Below are 19,319 nucleotides of genomic sequence, written 5' to 3'. Positions count from 1 at the left end.
ATCACTTCACCATAAGCTCACTAATACTCTGAGCTATGTTGGCCTCCAGCTCACGCGCCTCAGAATTCAGAACCTCAAGCTCCTCAGCCAACTCCTCAAAACGCTCCATGAAATCCACATCCTCAGCCTCCCTTGCAGCCGCTCCCACATACCGCCCAGGGTTCAGCGACCAACTCTGAGACTCGATAAGCTCGCGAGAAGCAACCTTGCATAGTCCGGGTACATCCACATAACCATCTCCCAGCCCTCTCTCGGCCAGCAACTCAGCACTTCCCTGCTCCAGTTCGGGCGCTTGGCCACGGTACAGCCGCACGACGTTGGCAAGAAACTCGATCTGTTCAGGCAGCCAGTCGCGGTGAGCCCGGTCGATTTGCCGGTAGATGTGGCGAGCATCGATAAAGAGAACCTTGTCTGCTCGCTCCGCATCACGTTCTTTCGCCCTGTCGAAGAACCACAGCGTGCACGGCAAGGTCACGGTATAGAAGAAGTTCGAGCCGACCGAAACGATCACATCGACTGCGCCGCTCTCAATCAGCTTCTGCCGGATCACCTGCTCGCTGCCTCGGGCATCACCTGCTGAGTTCGCCATAACGAAACCAGCGCGACCGTTCTTGTTCAGCGAAGCGTAGAAGAGCTGGATCCAGAGGTAGTTGGCATTGTCAGTCTTAGGCACACCGAACGGGAACCGCAGGTCGCCTTCAAGACGCTCCTTATCGACACCCGATACGTTGAACGGCGGATTGGCCATAACGAAGTCGAAGCGCCCGCCATCACGAGTAACGGCCTCGTGTGGGTCTTCGTAATAGGTGTTGGCAATACGCACATCACCCGACAGGCCATGCACAGCCAGGTTCATCTTGTTCAGATTGACCGTGACCTGCTCTTTCTCGGTGCCGAAGATGGAGATTTCTTCCATCGCCGTCTTGTGGTGACGCTTAACGAAGTCAGCCGACTGGGCGAACATGCCGCCCGAACCACAAGCCGGGTCGAAGATCCGCCCATGGAACGGCTCGATGATCTCGACGATCAACTTCACGATAGACTCGGGGGTGTAGAAGACCCCGCCCTTTTGGCCTTCCTTCAGCGCGAAGTTGCCCAGGAAGTACTCGTAGACCTTGCCGAAAGCGTCCCCGCTGAGATCCACAGGCCCGAGCAGCTTGATCAGCTCCAGCAGTACCTTGTTGCCAAGCTGGACGTAGTTGCGAGGCAGAGCGCCTTTGAGATCGACGTTCTCTTCCTCAACCGCCTTCATGGCTTCGTTGATCGCCAATCCGATGACATCGCCCTCGGTAAGGGTCTGCAGATAGGAGAAGCGGGCCTTCTCTGGAAGGAAGATCACGCCCTCGGCCAGATAGTCATCTTTGCTGACCTTACGGCGACCACCAGAGCCAATCGGCCCCAGCTTCTCTTCGGCAGCGGCGTACATCTTCTCGGCATATCGCAGGAAGATCAGCCCCAGAACAGGCACCGAGAACTCCCCCGGCCTCAACCCCGTGTTGGCCCATAGTTGGTCAGCTACAGCCCACAAACGCTTCTCTACATCTCCAGTGACCAAGGCACATCTCCACGCAGTAATACACAAATGCCGATGAGCTTACTACAGACGAGAGCCGATCAAACGCATGGCTATAACCGGAACAGACCAGAGTGCCATCACGCGCTCTGCTACCAAAGAGGAGCAGCCTACTTGCCACCAACGCCATGCTAGCAAGATCGCAGCACGTTCGACGAAGATCGATTACCACACTGTTATGGAGGAAAGAACGCGCAATCTCGCACGTTCGATCCTCAACCATGACGCTCGATCTTCACCGCCGCAAACCGCCGGAGGAGCTGATCGAGCCAGGGAAAGGCAACAGCCCAGCGAGGCGACCGCCGAGTACCTACTGCTACTTTGAGCTTCAGGCGTACAGCCCCTCTCACTGCCCCGACAAATCGGCAAGCAGTCACGGGTGATGACGAACCTGACATAGCTGGCTGGGAGGTGATGGCACCCAGTCGAGGCTGGCTACCTGCGATGACTCGCGGGGTGTAGCGGTGGATGGCGAAGCCACTCTATGAGTGTCTTTGAGCTGTCCTTCATCCATGGCCATTACCATCAATCCATCAATGAAGAACGAAGCAATGAGACAGCATCAAGTCTGTCTTGCGGAGAACACTGGCAGGTGCTCTTCAAGGTGCTCTTCAAGCTGCACCGCAAGTTGCTCTTGATGCCTCCCCAACTCTGCTGACACAGGATCGATGATCACCGATGACGACGTTGTCAGTGACCATCCCCGTCAGTGGTTGTCAGGAAGCCCAAGCCTCTCTGTCAGTCCACCTCCTGCTCATCTTCATGTACCTCCAGATGACTCTGCCCAGGAGTTTCCCCTTTCGCCTCTGTCATCCATCAGCCCTGGCCTCAGCACAGTAGCGACCTAGGCAACCACTGCTGCCCAGGCTTTGGCCCATGGATGGCATCCAGGCACCGGGGAACTCCTGGGCCAGTCACCAGCATCAACCCTGCATCCCTTGCAGATACCCTCAAACCCAGCCCGTTTTGTCCAGCCGTCCGAGCCGTCCGTGTTTCCCTTGTAGATGGGAGCTGGTGGCATGGATGGAAGGGACTCTGACGGCTGAACAAAAAGGAACATCTACGCCATGAAAAGCAAACGAACTGGCAAGTCCTTCAACTACACCCCGGCTGATTGTCCGAAGCATGTGATGCTGACTCTCGGTTTCACCGAGGAACAGACTACGAGGATGACCAAGGTTCGCCGCATCCTCCCGTTCGTTGAAAGCAGAACTGCACCCTGCATTGATGCCCGCAAGTTGTGGGAGAACATCGGCAAGCCCGAGGGGAAGTTCGCAAACTGGGTAACTCGCGGAGCTTCAGCCATATTTCACAGATTCGGGAAAAATGGGGAAGTCCTAGAGCACCAGACTCCGACAGGCAAGCGCCCTCGCACTGACTACACCCTCAGCCGCGACTGTGCTGCACATCTAGCGATGACGGCAAACACTAACGAGGGTTTTTTCGTGCGCGACTACTTCCTCGATATGGAGGAACTCGGAAACAAGCTCCTGAGGTACACGCCGATCCGTGGCTCCATGATCACCACCATCGACAACCAAGTGGCCCATCAGGCATTCGTGGTTGCTGGTAACAAGGCCAAGGCTGGTGAGCTACCGAAGAGCCTGGTCAAGCAGGAAGCCTTCAATACCCAGAAGACACTCATGTCGCTGGTGTGCAGGGTGATGACTGGTCTCTCTGCAGGTGAATGGAGGGCCAAGGTAGGCAAAGGCATCCGTGATGTACTCTGCCCAGAAGACCTAAACCAGTACGCCCGAGCCTACGACTCCGCCCTGACCATGTTGGCTGGCGGCCTCACGCTGTCGCAGATCGAGGCAGTACTGAACCTGCCTTACGGAAACAGCGTCGACCCGAGCGACTACATCAAGACCCCAGAGGAGGTAGCCTGATGCGTCTACCTGAACTGATCTTCCTGGGTGCTCTGTTGCTATGGCCTCTGGTTCCCCTGGTGTACCTGCTCTGCATCGCCTGGCAGACCGACTTCAAGCTGGTAGCTCGATCCAAGCAGAGAACCACAGAAGGGTCTCGCTCATGAAGAGCATCGCCAGCGAAGTAAGGAAGGCCAGGAGTCGGAGAGCTTCGGGCTTGGCTACGACTGCCGGAGGCACCGTCCAGCATCCGCTGCTGAGCGAGATCCTGGCCGCAGACAAACGCAGATGGAAAGCAGCCCAGCAGATGAACCTTCCGGTGCTACGGCTGGCACCTACAAGCAGCGACTAACAGAACCCCCATCGCCCTTCGCCTGGAGAGCCAGGAGGCCGACTTATCGGCTTGGTGCTGGGGGTTATTTTTTACCGTGCCGCCTTCGAGAACGACGACAGTCGAACCGGGTTCATCACCGCCTCGGTCAGGGAGACGGCCAGTTGCTTCCCCTTATCGGTCAAGTGGACGACCTTCCTGCGACGCTCCATCGGATCTGGCGTTGCCACTATCAGTCCGAGTCCTGGCTTTTCGAGACGGTGCCACTCCGACAAGGCCGAGACATTCCTTGAGCAGGACGCTTGGCTCATCCCGAGATTCGTCTGCAGATCCGTCATCGTGCAGCCTGGGTAGATCGCCGAATAGAGAAACAATGCAGCACTTTGTGATGGCATCTCAGGGTCAACGGCACGGAACTCTTCTATCGCTTTGAAAAGCTGGACAAGGGCATACCGATCATAAGCCAGGGCGTGTTTGCTGAATGTGGTTTCCATGTGCGTCACGCTCCATCCTTACCGAAATAGAAACCAGTGCCATTCCAGGCCAACTCAAAGCACCTCGGCACTCGGACGTACACGTCACCGATGAATAAGCAAAGACGTGCTTTGCCAATAGAGACGCTGAAGCCAAATTGATTGCCGCTCATTGGCTGAAACCTCCGATTCATTTGTCGTGTTCGCTACAGATAGCAAACCGTATCGGGGCGCTTCAACGTTCCCACTTTCGCGTTATTTTCACTGCAGAATCAATTGCATAACTCAATAGTTGGCCGTGCCAGTCTTTATCGAGGCTGCAGCGGCATCGTGTCCCAACCAGCCAGTCCAACTAACCGCGCGCGCATAGTTCGCCTCTCGCTCTTGCCTCCCGACGAGAGGCCCGCATGATCCAGCTCAACAAGATCCTCAAGTCCTTCAAGAAGACCATCGACCAGCTCGAACAACTGACTGCCAGCAACAACATCGAGGTCAGCCGTAACACCGAGCAGATCGACCGACTGCAGGAGAAGAACCTGCTGCTGATGGCGGAAGCCCAGGCAGCAAAGGACACCGCCGAGAACCTGAAAGCCCTGGTCAGCCCAGCCCTCTGACCTTTTTCCACGATCACGGAAAAACCCTCACTACAAACGAACACCCATAGCCCGCCTCTGAGCGGGCTTCGTCTTTTCTGGAGGACAGAACATGAGCAACGCACTGGTAACCAAGCCGGTAACCATGAGCAGCCGCGAGATCGCAGAGCTGACCGGGAAGCGTCACGACAACGTCCGCCGCGACATCGAAAACATGGCATCAGAGCTTTCCCTCAGTTTTGAGGAAAAGGTCATCCCCACTGGTGGGCGCCCGATCAAGGAGTACCTGCTGGAGCGCCGCGAGGTTGAGATCCTGCTGACCGGCTACAGCATCCCGCTCCGCGCCAAGGTCATCGACCGTCTGCATGAACTAGAGGAGCAAGCCAAGGGCGCTGCCTTCCGTGTCCCGCAGTCGCTGCCCGAAGCCCTGCGTCTGGCTGCCGAGCTGGCAGAGAAGAACGAGCAGCTCGCCCTGGAGAACAAGGAGATGGCACCGAAGGCTGTCGTCTTCGACAACTGCGTGGCGTTGCGTCAGGAATCCCTGGCCACCTTCGTGCGTACCCTGGAAGGTGTCAACACGATGGCCATCATCACCAATCACCGCAGCCACTCAGCAGCATCAAAATCCACTGCCTCAATCACCGGAGCCAGCACCTCCGGCCTGAAGTCCTTTCCGTATCGACTGAAGGTAATCCCACCGCTCTGATGGCCAAGAATGCCGCCAACCAGCGACTCGACTATTCCCTTCTGCTTCAGATGATCAGCAAGCGTGTGCCGGAAGCTGTGGAAGTCCTTGCGCTCTGCCCCATCACGGAAGCCCAACTGATCACGAACCCGAGTGAACCACTTGGAGGGAGCGGCAGCGTAGCCATGCGCCTTGTGCAAGGTCAGCTCCGCGAAAAGACGTTGGTGGCCAGCCTCCCGCTGCGACCGGACGAACTCAAGGAACCCCAGCGCTTTCAACTTCGAGTGGATCGGCACGAGTCTTTCCGAAGTGACGGTTTTCAGCTTCTGATCGGACCTGGTCGCCCGGATGTGTAAGCAATCGATGCCGTTAATGCAGACCACATCATCCAGATAGAGCTGGCATAGCTCATTGAGTCTCGCCCCGGTGTACAGGCCGAGCAGTGGCAGCCAGTACTTGTGCGGCTGAGCTGAGTTGGCTGATGCGTAAACCTGCTTCGAGAACAGACGGCGCAGATCGTCCTCGGTGAAGACACTGCGCTCCTCGCTGACCTTGCCTCGCTGCCTGACTCGAAGCCCGTCGAACGGGTTGCGCTCGCAGTAGCCCTCACGGATGGCATAGGAGAAAAAGGTCGTCAGGTTCTTCACGTAGTTGTTGAACGTGGTGAGGCTGATCGTGGTGGTGGCAGTCTCGATGATCTGCTCCAGCGATTGTCCCTCGGGAAGCTGATTCATCCTCGGCGGCAGCTTGAGTGCCACCTCTCGGAACTTGCGGGCATCCTGGCGAGTGATGAGATCGACCGGCAAATCACCCACGATCCGAGTCATCAGCTCAGCCACGGAACGCTTGTCGGATAGCGTCTTCGCAGCCACGCCTTCATGAGACTGCTGCTCCAGGCACTCCTGAACCACCTTGGAGAAGCGTGGAGCGTTGCTTGGCGCATCTGCTACTAGCCTATCTGGCTGCCCCTGTTTGGCTCTTGAAGGGGCACTGCGGGGCTTCTGTGGCCCACTCACCTTACCTCCCTCCCCTTGCCCCAAAGGCTTCTCCGCAAGCGCAACCAACTGCTGCTGACGGAGCCACGCAGCCCAACTAGCAACTCGCTTACCGCCCGCCTCCCAGGCGCCGCGTAGGGAGTCGAGGGATGGCCGAATGCCTTGGAACGCCTGGGTGTAGAGCTGCTGAACCTGCAGAAGCAATTCGCGGCCACGGATCAGCGCTTCGCGCTTGCAGCGTGTCTGCAGCGAACGGCGGATCTCGGAACAAGGGAAAAGCGGACGCAGAACTCCAGGCACTACGATCCTGAAATAAAAGATTGAGTGTCGGGACAACCAGAGGTAGGAAGGTACAGAAGACACGGTGGATCACCCTATGGATCACTGGCGTGATCAGAGCGAAAAACCGTTAGAAATCAAGGAGATACGTTATGGAGGTGAACCCTACCAGCCACACCCCGGCACACAATGTCACCGCTGCGGCTGCTCCCTTCCGGGCCTGACCGGGTTCACGGCTGATCGTTGCGAGGGGACCGGCAGGGCCCACCATAACGAAACCCGCCTGGCGGCGAGCGGCGCCATTGTACCGGCTTATCAGCAACTTACAACCACCGGCTGCAGACGGCGCGCGAGGTTGGCCGATCGCCCCCTGCCCACGAGCAAGCTACCGCCGGTCAGCAACACCCGAAACCGCCGGATTGTCTGTCGCATTGCGTCAAAACCCTCTAGCCAAAGGCGGACGTCTGTCCGAGGATGGCAAGGCTCAAGCGCTGTATCGAACGCTTGTCATGAAACCATGCTGCACAGCGATTCGCCGTGCAGCTGATGGCATCAGCACACGAGGTAAACATGAGCAAGGCTCCAATCGCCATCATCGGAACCGGGATCGCGGGACTCTCCGCGGCAGGTACGCTCCACAATGCCGAACAGGCCGTACATTTGTTCGACAAGAGTCGCGGCAGCGGTGGCCGCATGGCCAGCAAACGCAGCGACGCGGGCTCGCTCGATCTCGGCGCGCAGTATTTCACCGCGCGGGACAGGCGCTTCGGCGAAACCGTACGCCAATGGCAAACCGAGGGCTGGGTCGACCAGTGGTCGCCGAACATGTACCAGTGTCGCGACGGACAGCTAACCCCTTCTGCCGATGAGCAGTTGCGCTGGGTCGGCACGCCAACCATGAGCTCGATCACCCGAGGCCTACTCGGCGAACTGCCGGTGACATTCAGCTGCCGTATTACCGAGGTCTTCCGCGGCGAACAGTACTGGACGCTGGTCGACGCTACGGGTGCCAGCCATGGCCCCTTCAGTCACGTCGTCGTGGCCGTGCCCGCGCCACAGGCCGCTGCGCTGTTGGCAAGTGCGCCCAAGCTGGCTGCAGTGGCGGCGAGTGTCGCCATGGAGCCAACCTGGGCGGTCGCACTAGGGTTCGCGGCACCACTGTATACCGCGTTGGAAGGATGTTTCGTCCAGGACGATGCGCTGGACTGGATTGCCCGCAACCGCAGCAAGCCAGGGCGCGATGGGGCGCTGGATACCTGGGTGCTGCACGGCACCAGCAGCTGGAGTCGCCAGCATCTGGATCTGCCCAAGGAGGCGGTGATCGAGCGGCTGCACGGGGCATTTGCCGAATTGATCGACTGCGTGGTGCCTGCCCCGGAGTTCACCCTGGCGCATCGCTGGTTGTATGCCAGACCGGCGCAGGCCCATGAGTGGAATGCTCTGGCCGACGCCAGTCTGGGCCTTTATGCCTGCGGCGACTGGTGCCTGTCTGGCCGCGTGGAAGGCGCCTGGCTCAGTGGTCAGGAAGCGGCGCGCCGACTGCTGGAGAACCTCTAGCCGCACAAACGCGAGAGCGGCTGCCCCGGCGCTGACCCAGGTCAGCCGCGCTCGATTGGCGAGCGGGTATCATCGCGCGTTTTCCGTAAGACCTTCCTTGCAGCGGAGTCTCGATGAATCCCTCCACCCTGATCGGCATCCTTGCGAGCATCGGCCTGCTGGCTGTCGTCATGCTCTTTGCAGCCAAGGAGCCCGCGCTGTACATCGATGTTCCGAGCCTCGGGATCGTTCTGGTCGGCACCCTGGCAGCAACCTTCATCAGCTATCCGCTGCGCGAAGTCACTCGGGTGTTCGGCCTGCTCTGGACGGTCCTGCGTAACGAGCGTCTGTATACCCGCCAGGACCTCGACGAATTGGTGCAGATTTCGCGCCTGTGGATCGGCGGCGACCTGCAGGCCGTTGAAAAGGCCATGGAGAAGGTCAGCAACCCCTTTCTGCGCACCGGCGTGCAGCTGGTAATCGACAACACGCCGGAAGAGGACATTCTGGAGCTCCTGCAATGGCGCATCGCCCGCCTGCGCGCCAGAGAGAATGCCGAGGCGCAGCTATTCCGTGCCATGGCCAGCTACGCGCCGGCGTTCGGCATGATCGGCACGCTGGTTGGGCTGATCAACCTGATGTTCATGCTCGGCAGCGGCGACATGGACCTGATCGGTCGCAGCCTTGCCGTTGCATTGATGACGACCTTCTACGGCGTGCTGCTGGCCAACCTCATCCTCAAGCCGGTCGCGGTGAAGCTCGAGCGGCGTACCGAACAGCGGGTCGCTCTGATGAACCTGGTGATGCAAGGCATCTCGATGATGTGCAACCGGCGCAGCCCGGCCTACATGCGTGAAACGCTGAAATCCTTCATTGCCCATCACGACGACGAGATACGCGATGGCAGCCCCGCCGCGCCACGTATCAAGCCGCAGGAAGACTGAACGTGAACGGGCCGACATCCCAGGGCAGCCGCTTCTCCAAATGGCATATCGAACCGCAACGGGAGGAGGAGCAGGAAGCCTGGCTGGTCACCTATCTGGACATGCTTACCCTGCTGCTGGTGATGCTGGTCATCATGCTGGCGATGGCCGGCAAAGGTGACGGCAAGCAGATTGAACAGGCGCAGCTTGCTTCGACGGCTCTTCAGATCGCTGACGGGCCGAGCGCTTCACCAGACCTTTCGGCCACCCCGATACCCTTGATCGCAGCGTTGCCGACGCCGCCCATTGAGGCCGAGCCAAGCGGTGCTGACGTCCCAGAGACGCTGTCGGACATGGCCCTTGGCGACGACATCGAGGTGATCGTCAACGAAGGCAGCATCAGTTTCCGTATCAGCAGCGAGATCCTCTTCGGCTCCGGGCGGGCAGAACTGGAGGATGCCGGGCTGGATGTGATCGACCGACTGGTTCCGACGTTGGCCGCTAGTCGTTATCGGATCATCGTCGAGGGCCACACGGACAACCTGCCGATCCAGACCGAGCGCTTCCCTTCCAACTGGGAGCTTTCCGCCAGCCGCGCGAGCAGCGTGGTGCGCTATCTGCAGCTGGCCGGTATCGAAGCGACGCGCCTGAGTGCGACTGGCTATGCCGATACCCGCCCGATTGCCGACAACCGCGAGGATCGCGGTCGCGCCAGCAATCGCCGCGTCGAGCTGATCATGCAGACCGAGCCGGACAAGCCCTGACTGCATTGCCCTCCTCTCACTCAGCCCAGTGCGGTATCGAGGAACATCATCACCGCGAAGCCCACCATCAGGCCCAGCGTGGCGGGCGTCTGGTGGCCGTTGCGATGGGTTTCCGGAATCACCTCATGGGACACCACGAAGATCATCGCCCCCGCGGCCAGCCCAAGGCTGATGGGATAGGCAATGGCAAATCCGCTGGAGATGCCGATACCCACCAACGCACCGATCGGCTCCATCAGTCCGGATGCCGCAGCAACCAGCACCGAGCCCAGCGCCGACAGACCGGTGGTGCGCAAGGCCAGCGCAACGGCCAGCCCTTCCGGAATGTCCTGGATGGAAATTGCGGTGGTCAGTGGCAGACCGACACTCAGGTCGCCATTGGCAAAGCTCACCCCGATAGCCATGCCTTCCGGGATGTTGTGCAACGCGATGGCAAGCACGAACAGCCACACACGGTTGAGCCGCTCGCACTCGGGGCCGCATGGCCCAGTGCTCTCGTGCTCGTGCGGCGTGAAGTAATCCAGACCGAGCATCAGCAGCACGCCAAGGCCGAGCCCCACCACCACGGTCAGCGCTGCAGCAGGACCGCTGCCGAACAGTTCACGCCCTGCCTCGATCCCCGGAAGGATCAGCGAGAAGGCACTGGCTGCCAGCATCATTCCGGCTGCGAAGCCCAGCATGCTGTCCTGAGTGCGCGTCGAAATGTCGCGCAAGCCAATCGCCAGAAAAGCGCCAACGGCCGTCGCCACGAAGCCCGCAGTACCGCCCAGCAGCGCATTGCGAACATTATCCGACTCGCTGCTCTGCAAGGCGTTGGTGGTACCTGCCACGAGCAGAACCAGCACCGCTACTGCCGTAGCAGCAAGGCCAGTCGTGATCCAGGGGCTGGCTTGCGCCTGCGCGAGCCAAGCGGCACGCAGGGTGGCCGCCGGACTTTGAACGGTGGACGCCATGATTAGAGATCCTTGATGCGGGCCCTCAGTGTACCCCGCCAAGGCCTTTCCCAGAGCCTATGGCTGCGATAGGCGCAGGCCATCACACAGCGCGCAGATCGCAACGCCTGCGTTGTACCCCCGCGGGTATGACCGTAAGCTTGGGGCGTTCGATGGCCCTCGAGGGCCGCATCCAGGAGTGGTCCGTCGTGCCCGCCGCAAAATCCATTCGTCGCGTGCTTTTGCTCATCAGCGTGGCCCTGCTGTTTGGCGGCTGGCTCGTCTGGCGTCAACTGCAGGGGCCAGAACTACCCGGTTATCGCCTGGAGACACGGCCGCTGGTGCAGCGGGTGGTCGCCAGCGGTGAGGTGGACAGCCAGTCACTGGCCCAGGTCGGCAGCGAAATCACCGGCGTCGTTGCAGTGCGCCATGTGCGCGAGGGCGACGCGGTGGAAGCTGGCGACCTGCTGCTCGAGCTGCGCGACGAAGAGCAGCGCGCGCGCCTGCGCGAGGCCGAAGCTGCGCTGCAGCAGTTGATCGATTCCACCCGCCCACAGGCACAGGCAACCCTGCGCGAGGCACAACACAATCTTGAACAGGCAAGCCGTGAGCTGAAGCGCCGCGAGACGCTCTTCGAACGCAAGCTACTGGCGTCCGAGCCGCTGGAGCAGGCGCGCCGTGCGGAGCTGACCGCCCGCGTGATACGTGATCGTGCGCGCTATGCCGCCGCAGCCCTGGCCGAGGGCGGCAGCGAAGAGCAGGTCTTGCGTCAACGGCTGGAAGCTGCTCGCGCCGCGCTGGCGAAAACCCGCATTCATGCGCAGGTGGCTGGCATCGTCCAGACACGCGACGTCGAGCCGGGTGATCTGGTCCAGCCGGGCCGCACGCTGCTCGCCATCGCTCGTTCGGGCAGCAGCGAAATTCTACTGCCGCTGGACGAGAAGAACCTGGCGCCCATCGAACTCGGGCAGGCCGCGAAGATCATCGCCGATGCCTACCCGGAGCGAGTGCTGCCGGCCCGGGTCAGCTTCATAGCGCCGAGCGTCGATACTGCGCGCGGCACCATCGATGTCCACCTGGACGTCGAGGAGCCGGCTGACTTTCTGCGCCAGGGCATGACCGTCTCGGTGAACATCGAAACCGGCCGCCGCGAGCAGGCGCTGGTACTGCCAAACGATGCGCTGCGTGCCCGCGACGGTGTGCGGGCGCAGGTGCTACGGGTCAACGAAGGCGTCGTCGAACGGGTAAACGTGCACCTTGGCCTGCTCGGCACGGCACTTAGCGAGGTGATGGAAGGCCTGACCGCCGGTGATCTGGTGCTGATCGGCGACGCCGAAGACGGCCAGCGCGTGCGCGTGAAGGAACGGCCGATCCCCAACGGCATTCAGGACTGACCGCATGCGCCTGGCCGACTCGCTGTGGACCGAATGGAAGATCGCCCTGCGCTTCCTGCTGGACAACCGCATGCAGACGCTGCTGATCATCTTCGGTATCGCCGTAGGCTCGGCGGTGATCGTCTTCATTACCGCACTGATCACCGGCCTACAGGCCAACGTGGTGGAGCGCACGCTCGGCACCCAGGCGCATATCCGCATCCTGCCGCCGGATGAGATCAACCGCACCCTGCCTGCCGGTGACGACAACTGGTCGCTGGTACTGGAGAGCCCACGGGCGCAACGCCTGCGCTCGATCATCAACTGGCAGGACATTCGCGATGTGCTGGATCAGGACCCGCAGGTCCTGGCCGTGTCACCGGTGATCAGCGGTCCGGCCATTGCCCGACGCGGCGTGGCGCGGGCTTCGGTGGCGCTGCTGGGAATCGACCCACCGCGTTATCAGCGCATCATCCCGCTTGCCGATGACCTGATCGCCGGGCGCTTCGTGGTCGGCGCGGGCAATGCGATTATCGGCAAGGAACTGGCTCGCGACCTTGGCCTGGGCATCGGCGACAAGCTGCGGCTGGATGCGGGCGAAGGCCGGGAAGCCGTGGTGGATGTTGCAGGCATCTTCGAGCTGGGCGTGCGTGATCTGGATGCACGCTACGTCTACCTGGATCTGAAGCAGGCGCAGACGTTGCTCGACCTGCCCGGCGGCGTCACGGTGATCGATACAACCGTCGCCGAAATCTTCGAGGCCGATCGCATCGCCAGCCGCCTGGCCCGGCTCACCGGCTTGCGCGCGGAAAGCTGGATGGAAACCAATGGCCAGCTGCTAAACGCGCTCAGCTCACAAAGCATGACCACCGAGATGATTCGCGTCTTCGTCGGCATTTCGGTCGCCTTCGGCATCGCCAGCGTACTGGCCGTAAGCGTCGTTCAGCGCACGCGCGAGATCGGCATCCTGCGCGCCATGGGAAGCCCGCGCGGGCAAATCCTGCGGGTGTTCCTCCTGCAGGGCGGCCTGCTCGGCCTCCTCGGTTCGGCCTGCGGCGGAGGTGTCGGCTGGGGGCTGGTCCAGGTATTCAATCTGTTCGGGCCGCGTCTGTTCGAAATCCCCGTCGATCCGACGCTGGTACCGCTGGCGATGCTGGTGGCGACCATCACCGGCGTGCTGGCGGCGGCTATGCCCGCACGACGCGCGGCGCGTTACGATCCAGCGGTAGCGATCCGCTATGTCTGAAGCGACGATCAAGCCCAACGCTGCAGAAGTCTTGCGCCTGGACCAGGTACGCAAGGCCTTCAACCTCGGCACGCCACTGGAGACCGAGGTTCTGCACGGTATCGACCTGTCGCTGTCGCGCGGCGAGTTGGCCGCATTGATCGGGCCGTCCGGCTCCGGCAAAAGCACGTTGCTTAACCTGATTGGCCTGCTCGACACGCCCAGCTCAGGTGAGCTGTACCTGCTTGGGCAACCCACGCGCAACAGCGATGATGAAGCCCGCACTCATCTGCGCAACCAGGCGATCGGGTTCGTTTTCCAGTTCCACCACCTGATCTCGGCCTTCAGCGTTCTTGAAAACGTGCTGATGCCGCTGATGATCCGCCACGGCAAACCGTCGCCTGCGGATATCGACCTGGCGCGCGGCCTGCTCGATGAAGTTGGGCTGGGCCAGTTCGCTGACAATAAACCCACGCAGATTTCCGGTGGCCAGCAACAGCGGGTCGCCATCGCCCGGGCGCTGGTGACCCGCCCTCCGCTGCTGCTGGCCGACGAGCCGACCGGCAACCTCGATACGCGCACCGCACAAAGCGTGTTCGAGTTGTTTCATCGCATCAATGCGCAGTTCGGCTGTGCGGTGCTGGTGGTGACTCACGACCCACGACTTGCCGCGGATTGTGCACGGACCATCCAGCTCGTCGATGGCCTGATCGTCAGCGACGAAGCCAACGCCGCCAGCCGCTGAACGTCGATTGCCGCAGTTCGGCACAGCCCCTTCCACCCCGCGCTCAGCGCGCATGTTCAGCCAGACCCCTAATAACTAATAATTCTAAGCATATAACCTTATTTCAGACTAAGATCATCCTCACGCAGATACCCCTACCGGTATATAGAATCAATAAGGAGCACGCGATGAATGCCCATGTTGAAGCCTTTTTCGATCCAGCAACCTTCACCTACAGCTATGTGGTCAGCGACCCGGAAACGCATCAGTGCGCAGTGATCGATTCAGTGCTGGACTACGATCCGGCTTCGGGGCGCACTTCCCATGCCACAGCCCAGCGTCTGGTCGACTATGTGCGCGAGAAGGAGCTGACCGTGCAGTGGTTGCTGGAAACCCACGTGCATGCCGACCATCTCAGCGCTGCGCCCTACCTCAAGCAGCAGCTGGGCGGTCAGCTGGCGATCGGCGATCAGATCACGGTGGTGCAAGACACCTTCGGCAAGTTGTTCAACGCCGGTACCGAGTTCGCCACCGATGGTCGACAGTTTGACCACCTGTTCCACGACGGTGACACCTTTCAGGTCGGCAAGGTACAAGCGCGCGCCATCCATACCCCGGGCCACACGCCGGCCTGTATGACTTATGTGATCGGGGACGCCGCGTTCGTTGGCGACACGCTGTTCATGCCGGACTATGGCACCGCTCGCTGCGACTTTCCCGGCGGCAATGCGCGCACGCTGTACCAGTCCATTCAGAAGCTGTTCGCCCTGCCAGACGAGACGCGCGTCTTCATGTGTCATGACTACAAGGCACCCGGCCGCGAGGAGTTTCTCTACGAAACCACCATCGCCGCGGAGCGCGAGCACAATGTGCACGTGCATGCCGGCATCACTGAAGAACAGTTCGTCGCCATGCGTAGCGCCCGCGACGCCACACTGGGCATGCCCACCCTGATCCTGCCATCAGTACAGATCAACATGCGCGGCGGCGAGCTGCCCAAGCCCGAGAGCAACGGCACGCGCTACCTGAAAATCCCCCTGGACGTGCTGTAACTGCGAACGCGGAGGACGTCGACATGCAAACAATAAAACGCCTGACACCTTTCATATCCGTTGCTGCTCAGCTGCAGCCGGCCGACATGGCTCTGCTGGCAGGCATCGGCTTTCGTTGCGTCATCAACAATCGTCCGGACAACGAGGATGAAGGTCAGCCCGCCAGCGCGGCTATGCGTGTCGCCGCCGAAGCCTCGGGCCTCGAATACCACCATCTGCCAGTCGTATCGGGACAGATCAGCGACGCCGATGTCGCCGCGTTTTGCTCACTGCTGGAACGCGTCAGGGGCCCGGTCCTGGCGTTCTGCCGGACCGGAACCCGCTCAGTCTCACTCTGGGCATTGGCCGAAGCGCATCACCTTGATCCGCAGGTGCTGTTACAGACCGCCCAGCAGGCAAACTATGACCTCAACGGGCTGCTGCCTCGGCTGGAACAGTACTGGCAATCGGCGAACGACCAGCCGCTACCGGCCGCGGGGAAGTTCGCGGTTACGCCGCGCTACGACGTACTGGTGGTTGGAGGTGGCGCAGCCGGCTGTGCGGTTACCGCCAGCCTGCTAAAACGCGATCCGGATTTGCGCATCGCGATTATCGAGCCGCGCGATCAGCACTATTACCAGCCCGGCTGGACGCTGGTGGGCGCCGGGGTGTTCGACCGCGCCAACACCGAGCGTGCGATGAGTCGCTGCATTCCGGCCAAGGCGCAATGGATCTGCGCTGCTGCCCAGGCCTTCGAGCCAGAGCATCAGCAGGTCGTGCTCGAGGACGGCAGCCGCATCGGCTATAGAGCGCTCGTGGTTTGCCCCGGTTTGAGCCTCGACTGGGACGCCATCGAAGGCGCACGCGAAAGCCTCGGCAAGTTCGGCGTGACCTCCAATTACGCATTCGAACTGGCACCCTACACATGGCAATTGGTGCAGAGCCTGCGCCACGGCAAGGCCTTGTTCACCCAGCCACCGATGCCTATCAAATGTGCCGGCGCACCGCAAAAAGCGATGTACCTGTCGTGCGACCACTGGCTCAAGCAGGGCGTATTGAAGGATATCCAGGTGGACTTCTGCTCGGCGGGCGCCGTGCTGTTCGGCGTTGCCGACTTCGTGCCCGGCCTGATGAAGTACGTTGAACGCTACGGCGCACAGCTCCAGTTCAACAATCGCCTGACGGCCATCGATGGGCCTGCGGGCAAAGCCTGCTTCAACGTCGTCGATGCTGATGGCCAAAGCCGGACCGAGGAACGCGAGTTCGATCTGCTACATGTAGTTCCACCGCAGCATGCGCCGGAGTTCGTTCGCCAGAGCGCACTGAGCAATGCTGATGGCTGGTTCGAGGCCGAGCATGAAACCCTTCGCCATCCGCGCTTCGGCAACATCTTCAGCCTGGGTGACGTCTGCTCTGCGCCTAATGCCAAGACTGCCGCCGCGGTACGCAAGCAGGCACCGGTTGTAGCAGAGAACGTTCTCAGCGTGCTCAATGGCAAGGGACCGCGAGCGATCTATGACGGCTACGGTTCGTGCCCGCTGACCGTGGAGCGTGGCAAGGTCATCCTGGCCGAGTTTGGCTATGGCGGGAAGCTGCTACCAACCTTCCCGCTCGATCCGCGGGTGCCAAGACGCCTCGCCTGGCGACTGAAGACGCAATGGATGCCTTCGATCTACTTCGACATGATGCTCAAAGGGCATGAATGGCTGGCCGAACCGAAGCACCTGGATTTCGAGCCACGCCCGGCCGAGGCGCCGAACGCCTGCGACTTCACTCAGGAGAAAAAGGGATGATGAAGCGGCTGGCCCGCTTTCTGCCATGTCTGGACTGGGCGAAGCAATACGATCGCGCAGCCGCCGCCAAGGACGGACTGGCCGCGTTGATCGTGACATTGATGCTGATCCCGCAGAGCCTGGCTTACGCCATGCTTGCGGGCCTGCCGCCGGTGACCGGCCTGTACGCCAGCATGCTGCCGCTGATCGCCTACACCCTGTTCGGCACCAGCCGCACCCTGGCCGTCGGCCCAGTGGCGGTGGTTTCGCTGATGACCGCCGCCGCATTGGGGCCGCTGTTCGCGGCGGGCAGCGCGGAATACGTCGGCGCGGCCATGCTGCTGGCGATGCTGTCTGGTGCGGTGCTGCTGATCATGGCGGTGTTGCGCCTGGGCTTTCTGGCAAACTTCCTTAGCCACCCGGTGATCTCCGGCTTCATCAGCGCCTCGGGCATCCTCATTGCCCTCGGTCAGCTCAAACACATCCTTGGTATTTCCATTGTCGGTGACAATGCGCTGCAACTCGCTGCAGGGCTGATCGCCGGCCTGCCACAGACTCACCTGCCGACTCTAGCCGTAGGCGCCAGCAGCCTGCTGTTTCTCTATCTGGTGCGCAGCCAGCTAGGTGGTTGGCTGCATCGCCTGGGGATGAACCCGCGCACAGCCGCCACCCTTACCAAAATCGGCCCCGTCGCCGCCCTGCTTCTTGCGATAGCTGCGGTCGGTGCTTTTCAGCTCACCGACGTCGGCGTGCGGGTAGTCGGCGAGGTGCCGCGCGGGCTGCCGTCACTGAGTGCGCCGTCACTGGATCTTGCGCTCGCCGTACAGCTCTTACCGGCCGCGGTACTGATCAGCCTGGTAGGCTTTGTCGAATCGGTGTCGGTGGCCCAGACGCTGGCAGCCAAGCGCCGCGAGCGAATCGAGCCCAACCAGGAGCTGGTCGCACTCGGCAGCGCCAATATCGCCGCAGCGTTCAGCGGCGGTTTCCCAGTCACCGGCGGCTTCGCCCGCTCGGTAGTGAATTTCGACGCCGGCGCCCAAACCCCACTGGCCGGCGCCCTGACCGCCGTCGGCATTGGCCTCACGGTATTGTTCTTCACACCGCTGTTTCATAACCTGCCGCACGCCGTCCTGGCCGCTACGATCATCGTGGCTGTACTCAGTCTCGTGGACCTCGCGGCGCTGCGGCGAACCTGGCGCTATTCACGCCAGGACGCCGCGGCCATGACCGCCACGATGCTCGGTGTATTGCTGGTCGGAGTGGAGAGCGGGATTATCCTGGGCGTAGGCCTGTCGCTGCTGCTCTTTCTCTGGCGCACCAGCCAGCCGCATGTTGCCGTGGTTGGGCAGCTGCCAGGCAGCGAGCACTTTCGTAACATCGAGCGCTTCGCCGTAGTGCAGAGCCCGAAAGTACTTTCGGTGCGTGTAGATGAAAGCCTGTACTTTCCCAATGCGCGCTTTCTGGAAGACCGCATCGCCGAACTGATCGGGCGCTATCCTCAAGCCGAGCATCTGGTGCTGATGTGCCCAGGGGTGAACCTGATCGATGCCAGCGCATTGGAAAGTCTCGAGGCCATCACAGCCCGCCTTCACACCGCCGGCGTCCAGCTCCATCTTTCCGAGGTCAAGGGACCGGTAATGGATCGGCTGCGGCGCACCGACTTTCTCGAGCACTTCGGTGGCCAGGTATTCATCAGCCAGTACGAAGCCTTGCTCGCACTGGATCCGCAAACCACTCATCGCGCCCTTGAGCGACAGCGCGACCACCTTTCCAGCATCAAGGAGAACGCAGGATGAAGAGCGCCCATGATCTCGTCGAACAGGCCCGGACTGGCATCCGGGAAGTATCGATGATCGAAGCCGACGCGGCGATCCAGGCCGCAGACGTTGTGATCGATGTACGCGAGCCAGACGAGTTTCGCGAGGGGCATATCGACGGCGCCCTGAACATTCCGCGCGGCGTGCTGGAGTTCAAGCTCAGCAGCACGCCGGAGCTGGGCGCTCGGGACCTGAGCGTCGTGCTCTATTGCAAGACCAGCGGTCGCGCTGCGCTTGCCGCAGCGGCGTTGCAGGAGATGGGCTACATGAACGTCAAGTCCATAGCCGGCGGTTTTGATGCGTGGGCCGAAGCCGGTAGGCCGGTCATAAAGCCGAGCTTGCCAAGCTTCGACTGAGGCGCTCGTTAACCAAGCAAAAAGGCCGACATCGCTGTCGGCCTTTTTGCTTTATGCCCTAGTGGCCTG

17 protein-coding genes and 1 other RNA gene are annotated in these 19,319 nt (G+C 61.2%); 13 read left to right on the top strand and 5 right to left on the bottom strand.

Going from position 1 to position 19,319, the window contains the following annotated elements; translation table 11 throughout:
* Position 1: 1 nt before the first annotated feature.
* Positions 2-1,555 carry a type I restriction-modification system subunit M gene (locus tag UIB01_RS08360; RefSeq protein ID WP_051605052.1) on the bottom strand — a complete coding sequence of 518 codons (1,554 nt, stop codon included), beginning with the start codon at positions 1,553-1,555 and terminating at the stop codon, positions 2-4.
* Positions 1,556-2,640: 1,085 nt separating this feature from the next.
* Here UIB01_RS08360 and UIB01_RS08355 point away from each other — a divergent pair.
* Complete coding sequence (locus UIB01_RS08355) at positions 2,641-3,462, top strand: antA/AntB antirepressor family protein (RefSeq protein ID WP_196247253.1); 822 nt, start codon at positions 2,641-2,643, stop codon at positions 3,460-3,462.
* Between the two features lie 402 nt (positions 3,463-3,864).
* On the opposite strand, the gene UIB01_RS08345 is transcribed toward UIB01_RS08355, so the two are convergent.
* Positions 3,865-4,266 carry a MarR family winged helix-turn-helix transcriptional regulator gene (locus UIB01_RS08345; RefSeq protein WP_038658808.1) on the bottom strand — a complete coding sequence of 134 codons (402 nt, stop codon included), beginning with the start codon at positions 4,264-4,266 and terminating at the stop codon, positions 3,865-3,867.
* A 386-nt stretch (positions 4,267-4,652) separates the two neighbouring features.
* On the opposite strand from UIB01_RS08345, the gene UIB01_RS08340 reads away from it, so the two are divergent.
* Both UIB01_RS08340 and UIB01_RS22675 read left to right on the top strand, forming a co-directional pair.
* Entirely contained in the window at positions 4,653-4,859 is a 207-nt protein-coding gene (locus tag UIB01_RS08340) for a hypothetical protein (RefSeq protein ID WP_038658805.1), read from the top strand.
* Positions 4,860-4,950: 91 nt separating this feature from the next.
* The gene (locus UIB01_RS22675) at positions 4,951-5,544 is read left to right on the top strand and encodes a Rha family transcriptional regulator (protein ID WP_080695062.1); all 594 of its coding nucleotides are present in this window, start codon (positions 4,951-4,953) and stop codon (positions 5,542-5,544) included.
* On the opposite strand, the gene UIB01_RS08330 is transcribed toward UIB01_RS22675, so the two are convergent.
* Complete coding sequence (locus tag UIB01_RS08330; protein ID WP_230585293.1) at positions 5,436-6,818, bottom strand: tyrosine-type recombinase/integrase; 1,383 nt, start codon at positions 6,816-6,818, stop codon at positions 5,436-5,438. The two genes, UIB01_RS22675 and UIB01_RS08330, sit on opposite strands and share 109 nt — an antisense overlap.
* Before the next feature lie 142 nt (positions 6,819-6,960).
* An RNA gene (gene ffs, locus UIB01_RS22670) (signal recognition particle sRNA small type) lies at positions 6,961-7,057 on the bottom strand.
* A 310-nt stretch (positions 7,058-7,367) separates the two neighbouring features.
* Between ffs and UIB01_RS08325 the strand changes: the two genes are divergently transcribed.
* The 3 genes from UIB01_RS08325 to UIB01_RS08315 all read left to right on the top strand — a co-directional run bounded on the left by UIB01_RS08325 (position 7,368) and on the right by UIB01_RS08315 (position 10,020).
* Positions 7,368-8,354 (top strand): NAD(P)/FAD-dependent oxidoreductase, encoded by a 987-nt coding sequence (locus UIB01_RS08325; RefSeq protein ID WP_038658799.1) that lies wholly within the window; start codon positions 7,368-7,370, stop codon positions 8,352-8,354.
* A gap of 113 nt (positions 8,355-8,467) precedes the next feature.
* A complete protein-coding gene (locus UIB01_RS08320; RefSeq protein ID WP_038658796.1) occupies positions 8,468-9,277 on the top strand; it encodes a motility protein A in 810 nt (269 codons plus the stop codon).
* Positions 9,278-9,279: 2 nt separating this feature from the next.
* The gene (locus tag UIB01_RS08315; protein WP_038658793.1) at positions 9,280-10,020 is read left to right on the top strand and encodes an OmpA/MotB family protein; all 741 of its coding nucleotides are present in this window, start codon (positions 9,280-9,282) and stop codon (positions 10,018-10,020) included.
* Between the two features lie 20 nt (positions 10,021-10,040).
* Here UIB01_RS08315 and UIB01_RS08310 read toward each other — a convergent pair whose 3' ends face one another.
* Entirely contained in the window at positions 10,041-10,973 is a 933-nt protein-coding gene (locus UIB01_RS08310; RefSeq protein WP_038658790.1) for a ZIP family metal transporter, read from the bottom strand.
* Positions 10,974-11,161: 188 nt separating this feature from the next.
* Between UIB01_RS08310 and UIB01_RS08305 the strand changes: the two genes are divergently transcribed.
* From UIB01_RS08305 to UIB01_RS08275, 7 genes are all read left to right on the top strand, one after another.
* Entirely contained in the window at positions 11,162-12,346 is a 1,185-nt protein-coding gene (locus UIB01_RS08305; protein WP_038658787.1) for an efflux RND transporter periplasmic adaptor subunit, read from the top strand.
* A gap of 4 nt (positions 12,347-12,350) precedes the next feature.
* Positions 12,351-13,571 carry an ABC transporter permease gene (locus tag UIB01_RS08300; RefSeq protein ID WP_038658784.1) on the top strand — a complete coding sequence of 407 codons (1,221 nt, stop codon included), beginning with the start codon at positions 12,351-12,353 and terminating at the stop codon, positions 13,569-13,571.
* Positions 13,564-14,295 carry an ABC transporter ATP-binding protein gene (locus tag UIB01_RS08295; RefSeq protein WP_038658781.1) on the top strand — a complete coding sequence of 244 codons (732 nt, stop codon included), beginning with the start codon at positions 13,564-13,566 and terminating at the stop codon, positions 14,293-14,295. Before UIB01_RS08300 ends, UIB01_RS08295 begins: the two co-directional genes overlap by 8 nt.
* Positions 14,296-14,462: 167 nt before the next feature.
* A complete protein-coding gene (locus tag UIB01_RS08290) occupies positions 14,463-15,326 on the top strand; it encodes an MBL fold metallo-hydrolase (protein ID WP_038658778.1) in 864 nt (287 codons plus the stop codon).
* A 23-nt stretch (positions 15,327-15,349) separates the two neighbouring features.
* A complete protein-coding gene (locus UIB01_RS08285; protein ID WP_038658775.1) occupies positions 15,350-17,098 on the top strand; it encodes a bifunctional protein tyrosine phosphatase family protein/NAD(P)/FAD-dependent oxidoreductase in 1,749 nt (582 codons plus the stop codon).
* Positions 17,095-18,873: a SulP family inorganic anion transporter gene (locus UIB01_RS08280; protein WP_038658772.1), complete on the top strand. Its 1,779-nt coding sequence runs from the start codon at positions 17,095-17,097 to the stop codon at positions 18,871-18,873. The genes UIB01_RS08285 and UIB01_RS08280 overlap by 4 nt, the downstream gene beginning before the upstream one ends.
* A complete protein-coding gene (locus UIB01_RS08275) occupies positions 18,870-19,250 on the top strand; it encodes a rhodanese-like domain-containing protein (RefSeq protein ID WP_038658769.1) in 381 nt (126 codons plus the stop codon). Before UIB01_RS08280 ends, UIB01_RS08275 begins: the two co-directional genes overlap by 4 nt.
* The last annotated feature ends 69 nt before the right edge of the window (positions 19,251-19,319 follow it).

The sequence above is a fragment of the Stutzerimonas decontaminans genome, assembly GCF_000661915.1.
Taxonomy (GTDB): Bacteria; Pseudomonadota; Gammaproteobacteria; order Pseudomonadales; family Pseudomonadaceae; genus Stutzerimonas; species Stutzerimonas decontaminans.
Note: the sequence above shows the minus strand (reverse complement) of the source record. Positions and strands in the feature narration are given on the sequence as shown.

Excerpts from the sequence above, each read along its gene's own strand:
- UIB01_RS08345 (WP_038658808.1), bottom strand. The coding sequence starts at position 4,266 with ATGGAAACCACATTCAGCAAACACGCCCTGGCTTATGATCGGTATGCC.
- UIB01_RS08325 (WP_038658799.1), top strand. The coding sequence starts at position 7,368 with ATGAGCAAGGCTCCAATCGCCATCATCGGAACCGGGATCGCGGGACTC.
- UIB01_RS08340 (WP_038658805.1), top strand. The coding sequence starts at position 4,653 with ATGATCCAGCTCAACAAGATCCTCAAGTCCTTCAAGAAGACCATCGAC.
- UIB01_RS08285 (WP_038658775.1), top strand. The coding sequence starts at position 15,350 with ATGCAAACAATAAAACGCCTGACACCTTTCATATCCGTTGCTGCTCAG.
- UIB01_RS08290 (WP_038658778.1), top strand. The coding sequence starts at position 14,463 with ATGAATGCCCATGTTGAAGCCTTTTTCGATCCAGCAACCTTCACCTAC.
- UIB01_RS08300 (WP_038658784.1), top strand. The coding sequence starts at position 12,351 with ATGCGCCTGGCCGACTCGCTGTGGACCGAATGGAAGATCGCCCTGCGC.
- UIB01_RS08310 (WP_038658790.1), bottom strand. The coding sequence starts at position 10,973 with ATGGCGTCCACCGTTCAAAGTCCGGCGGCCACCCTGCGTGCCGCTTGG.
- UIB01_RS22675 (WP_080695062.1), top strand. The coding sequence starts at position 4,951 with ATGAGCAACGCACTGGTAACCAAGCCGGTAACCATGAGCAGCCGCGAG.
- UIB01_RS08280 (WP_038658772.1), top strand. The coding sequence starts at position 17,095 with ATGATGAAGCGGCTGGCCCGCTTTCTGCCATGTCTGGACTGGGCGAAG.
- UIB01_RS08355 (WP_196247253.1), top strand. The coding sequence starts at position 2,641 with ATGAAAAGCAAACGAACTGGCAAGTCCTTCAACTACACCCCGGCTGAT.
- UIB01_RS08275 (WP_038658769.1), top strand. The coding sequence starts at position 18,870 with ATGAAGAGCGCCCATGATCTCGTCGAACAGGCCCGGACTGGCATCCGG.
- UIB01_RS08320 (WP_038658796.1), top strand. The coding sequence starts at position 8,468 with ATGAATCCCTCCACCCTGATCGGCATCCTTGCGAGCATCGGCCTGCTG.
- UIB01_RS08295 (WP_038658781.1), top strand. The coding sequence starts at position 13,564 with ATGTCTGAAGCGACGATCAAGCCCAACGCTGCAGAAGTCTTGCGCCTG.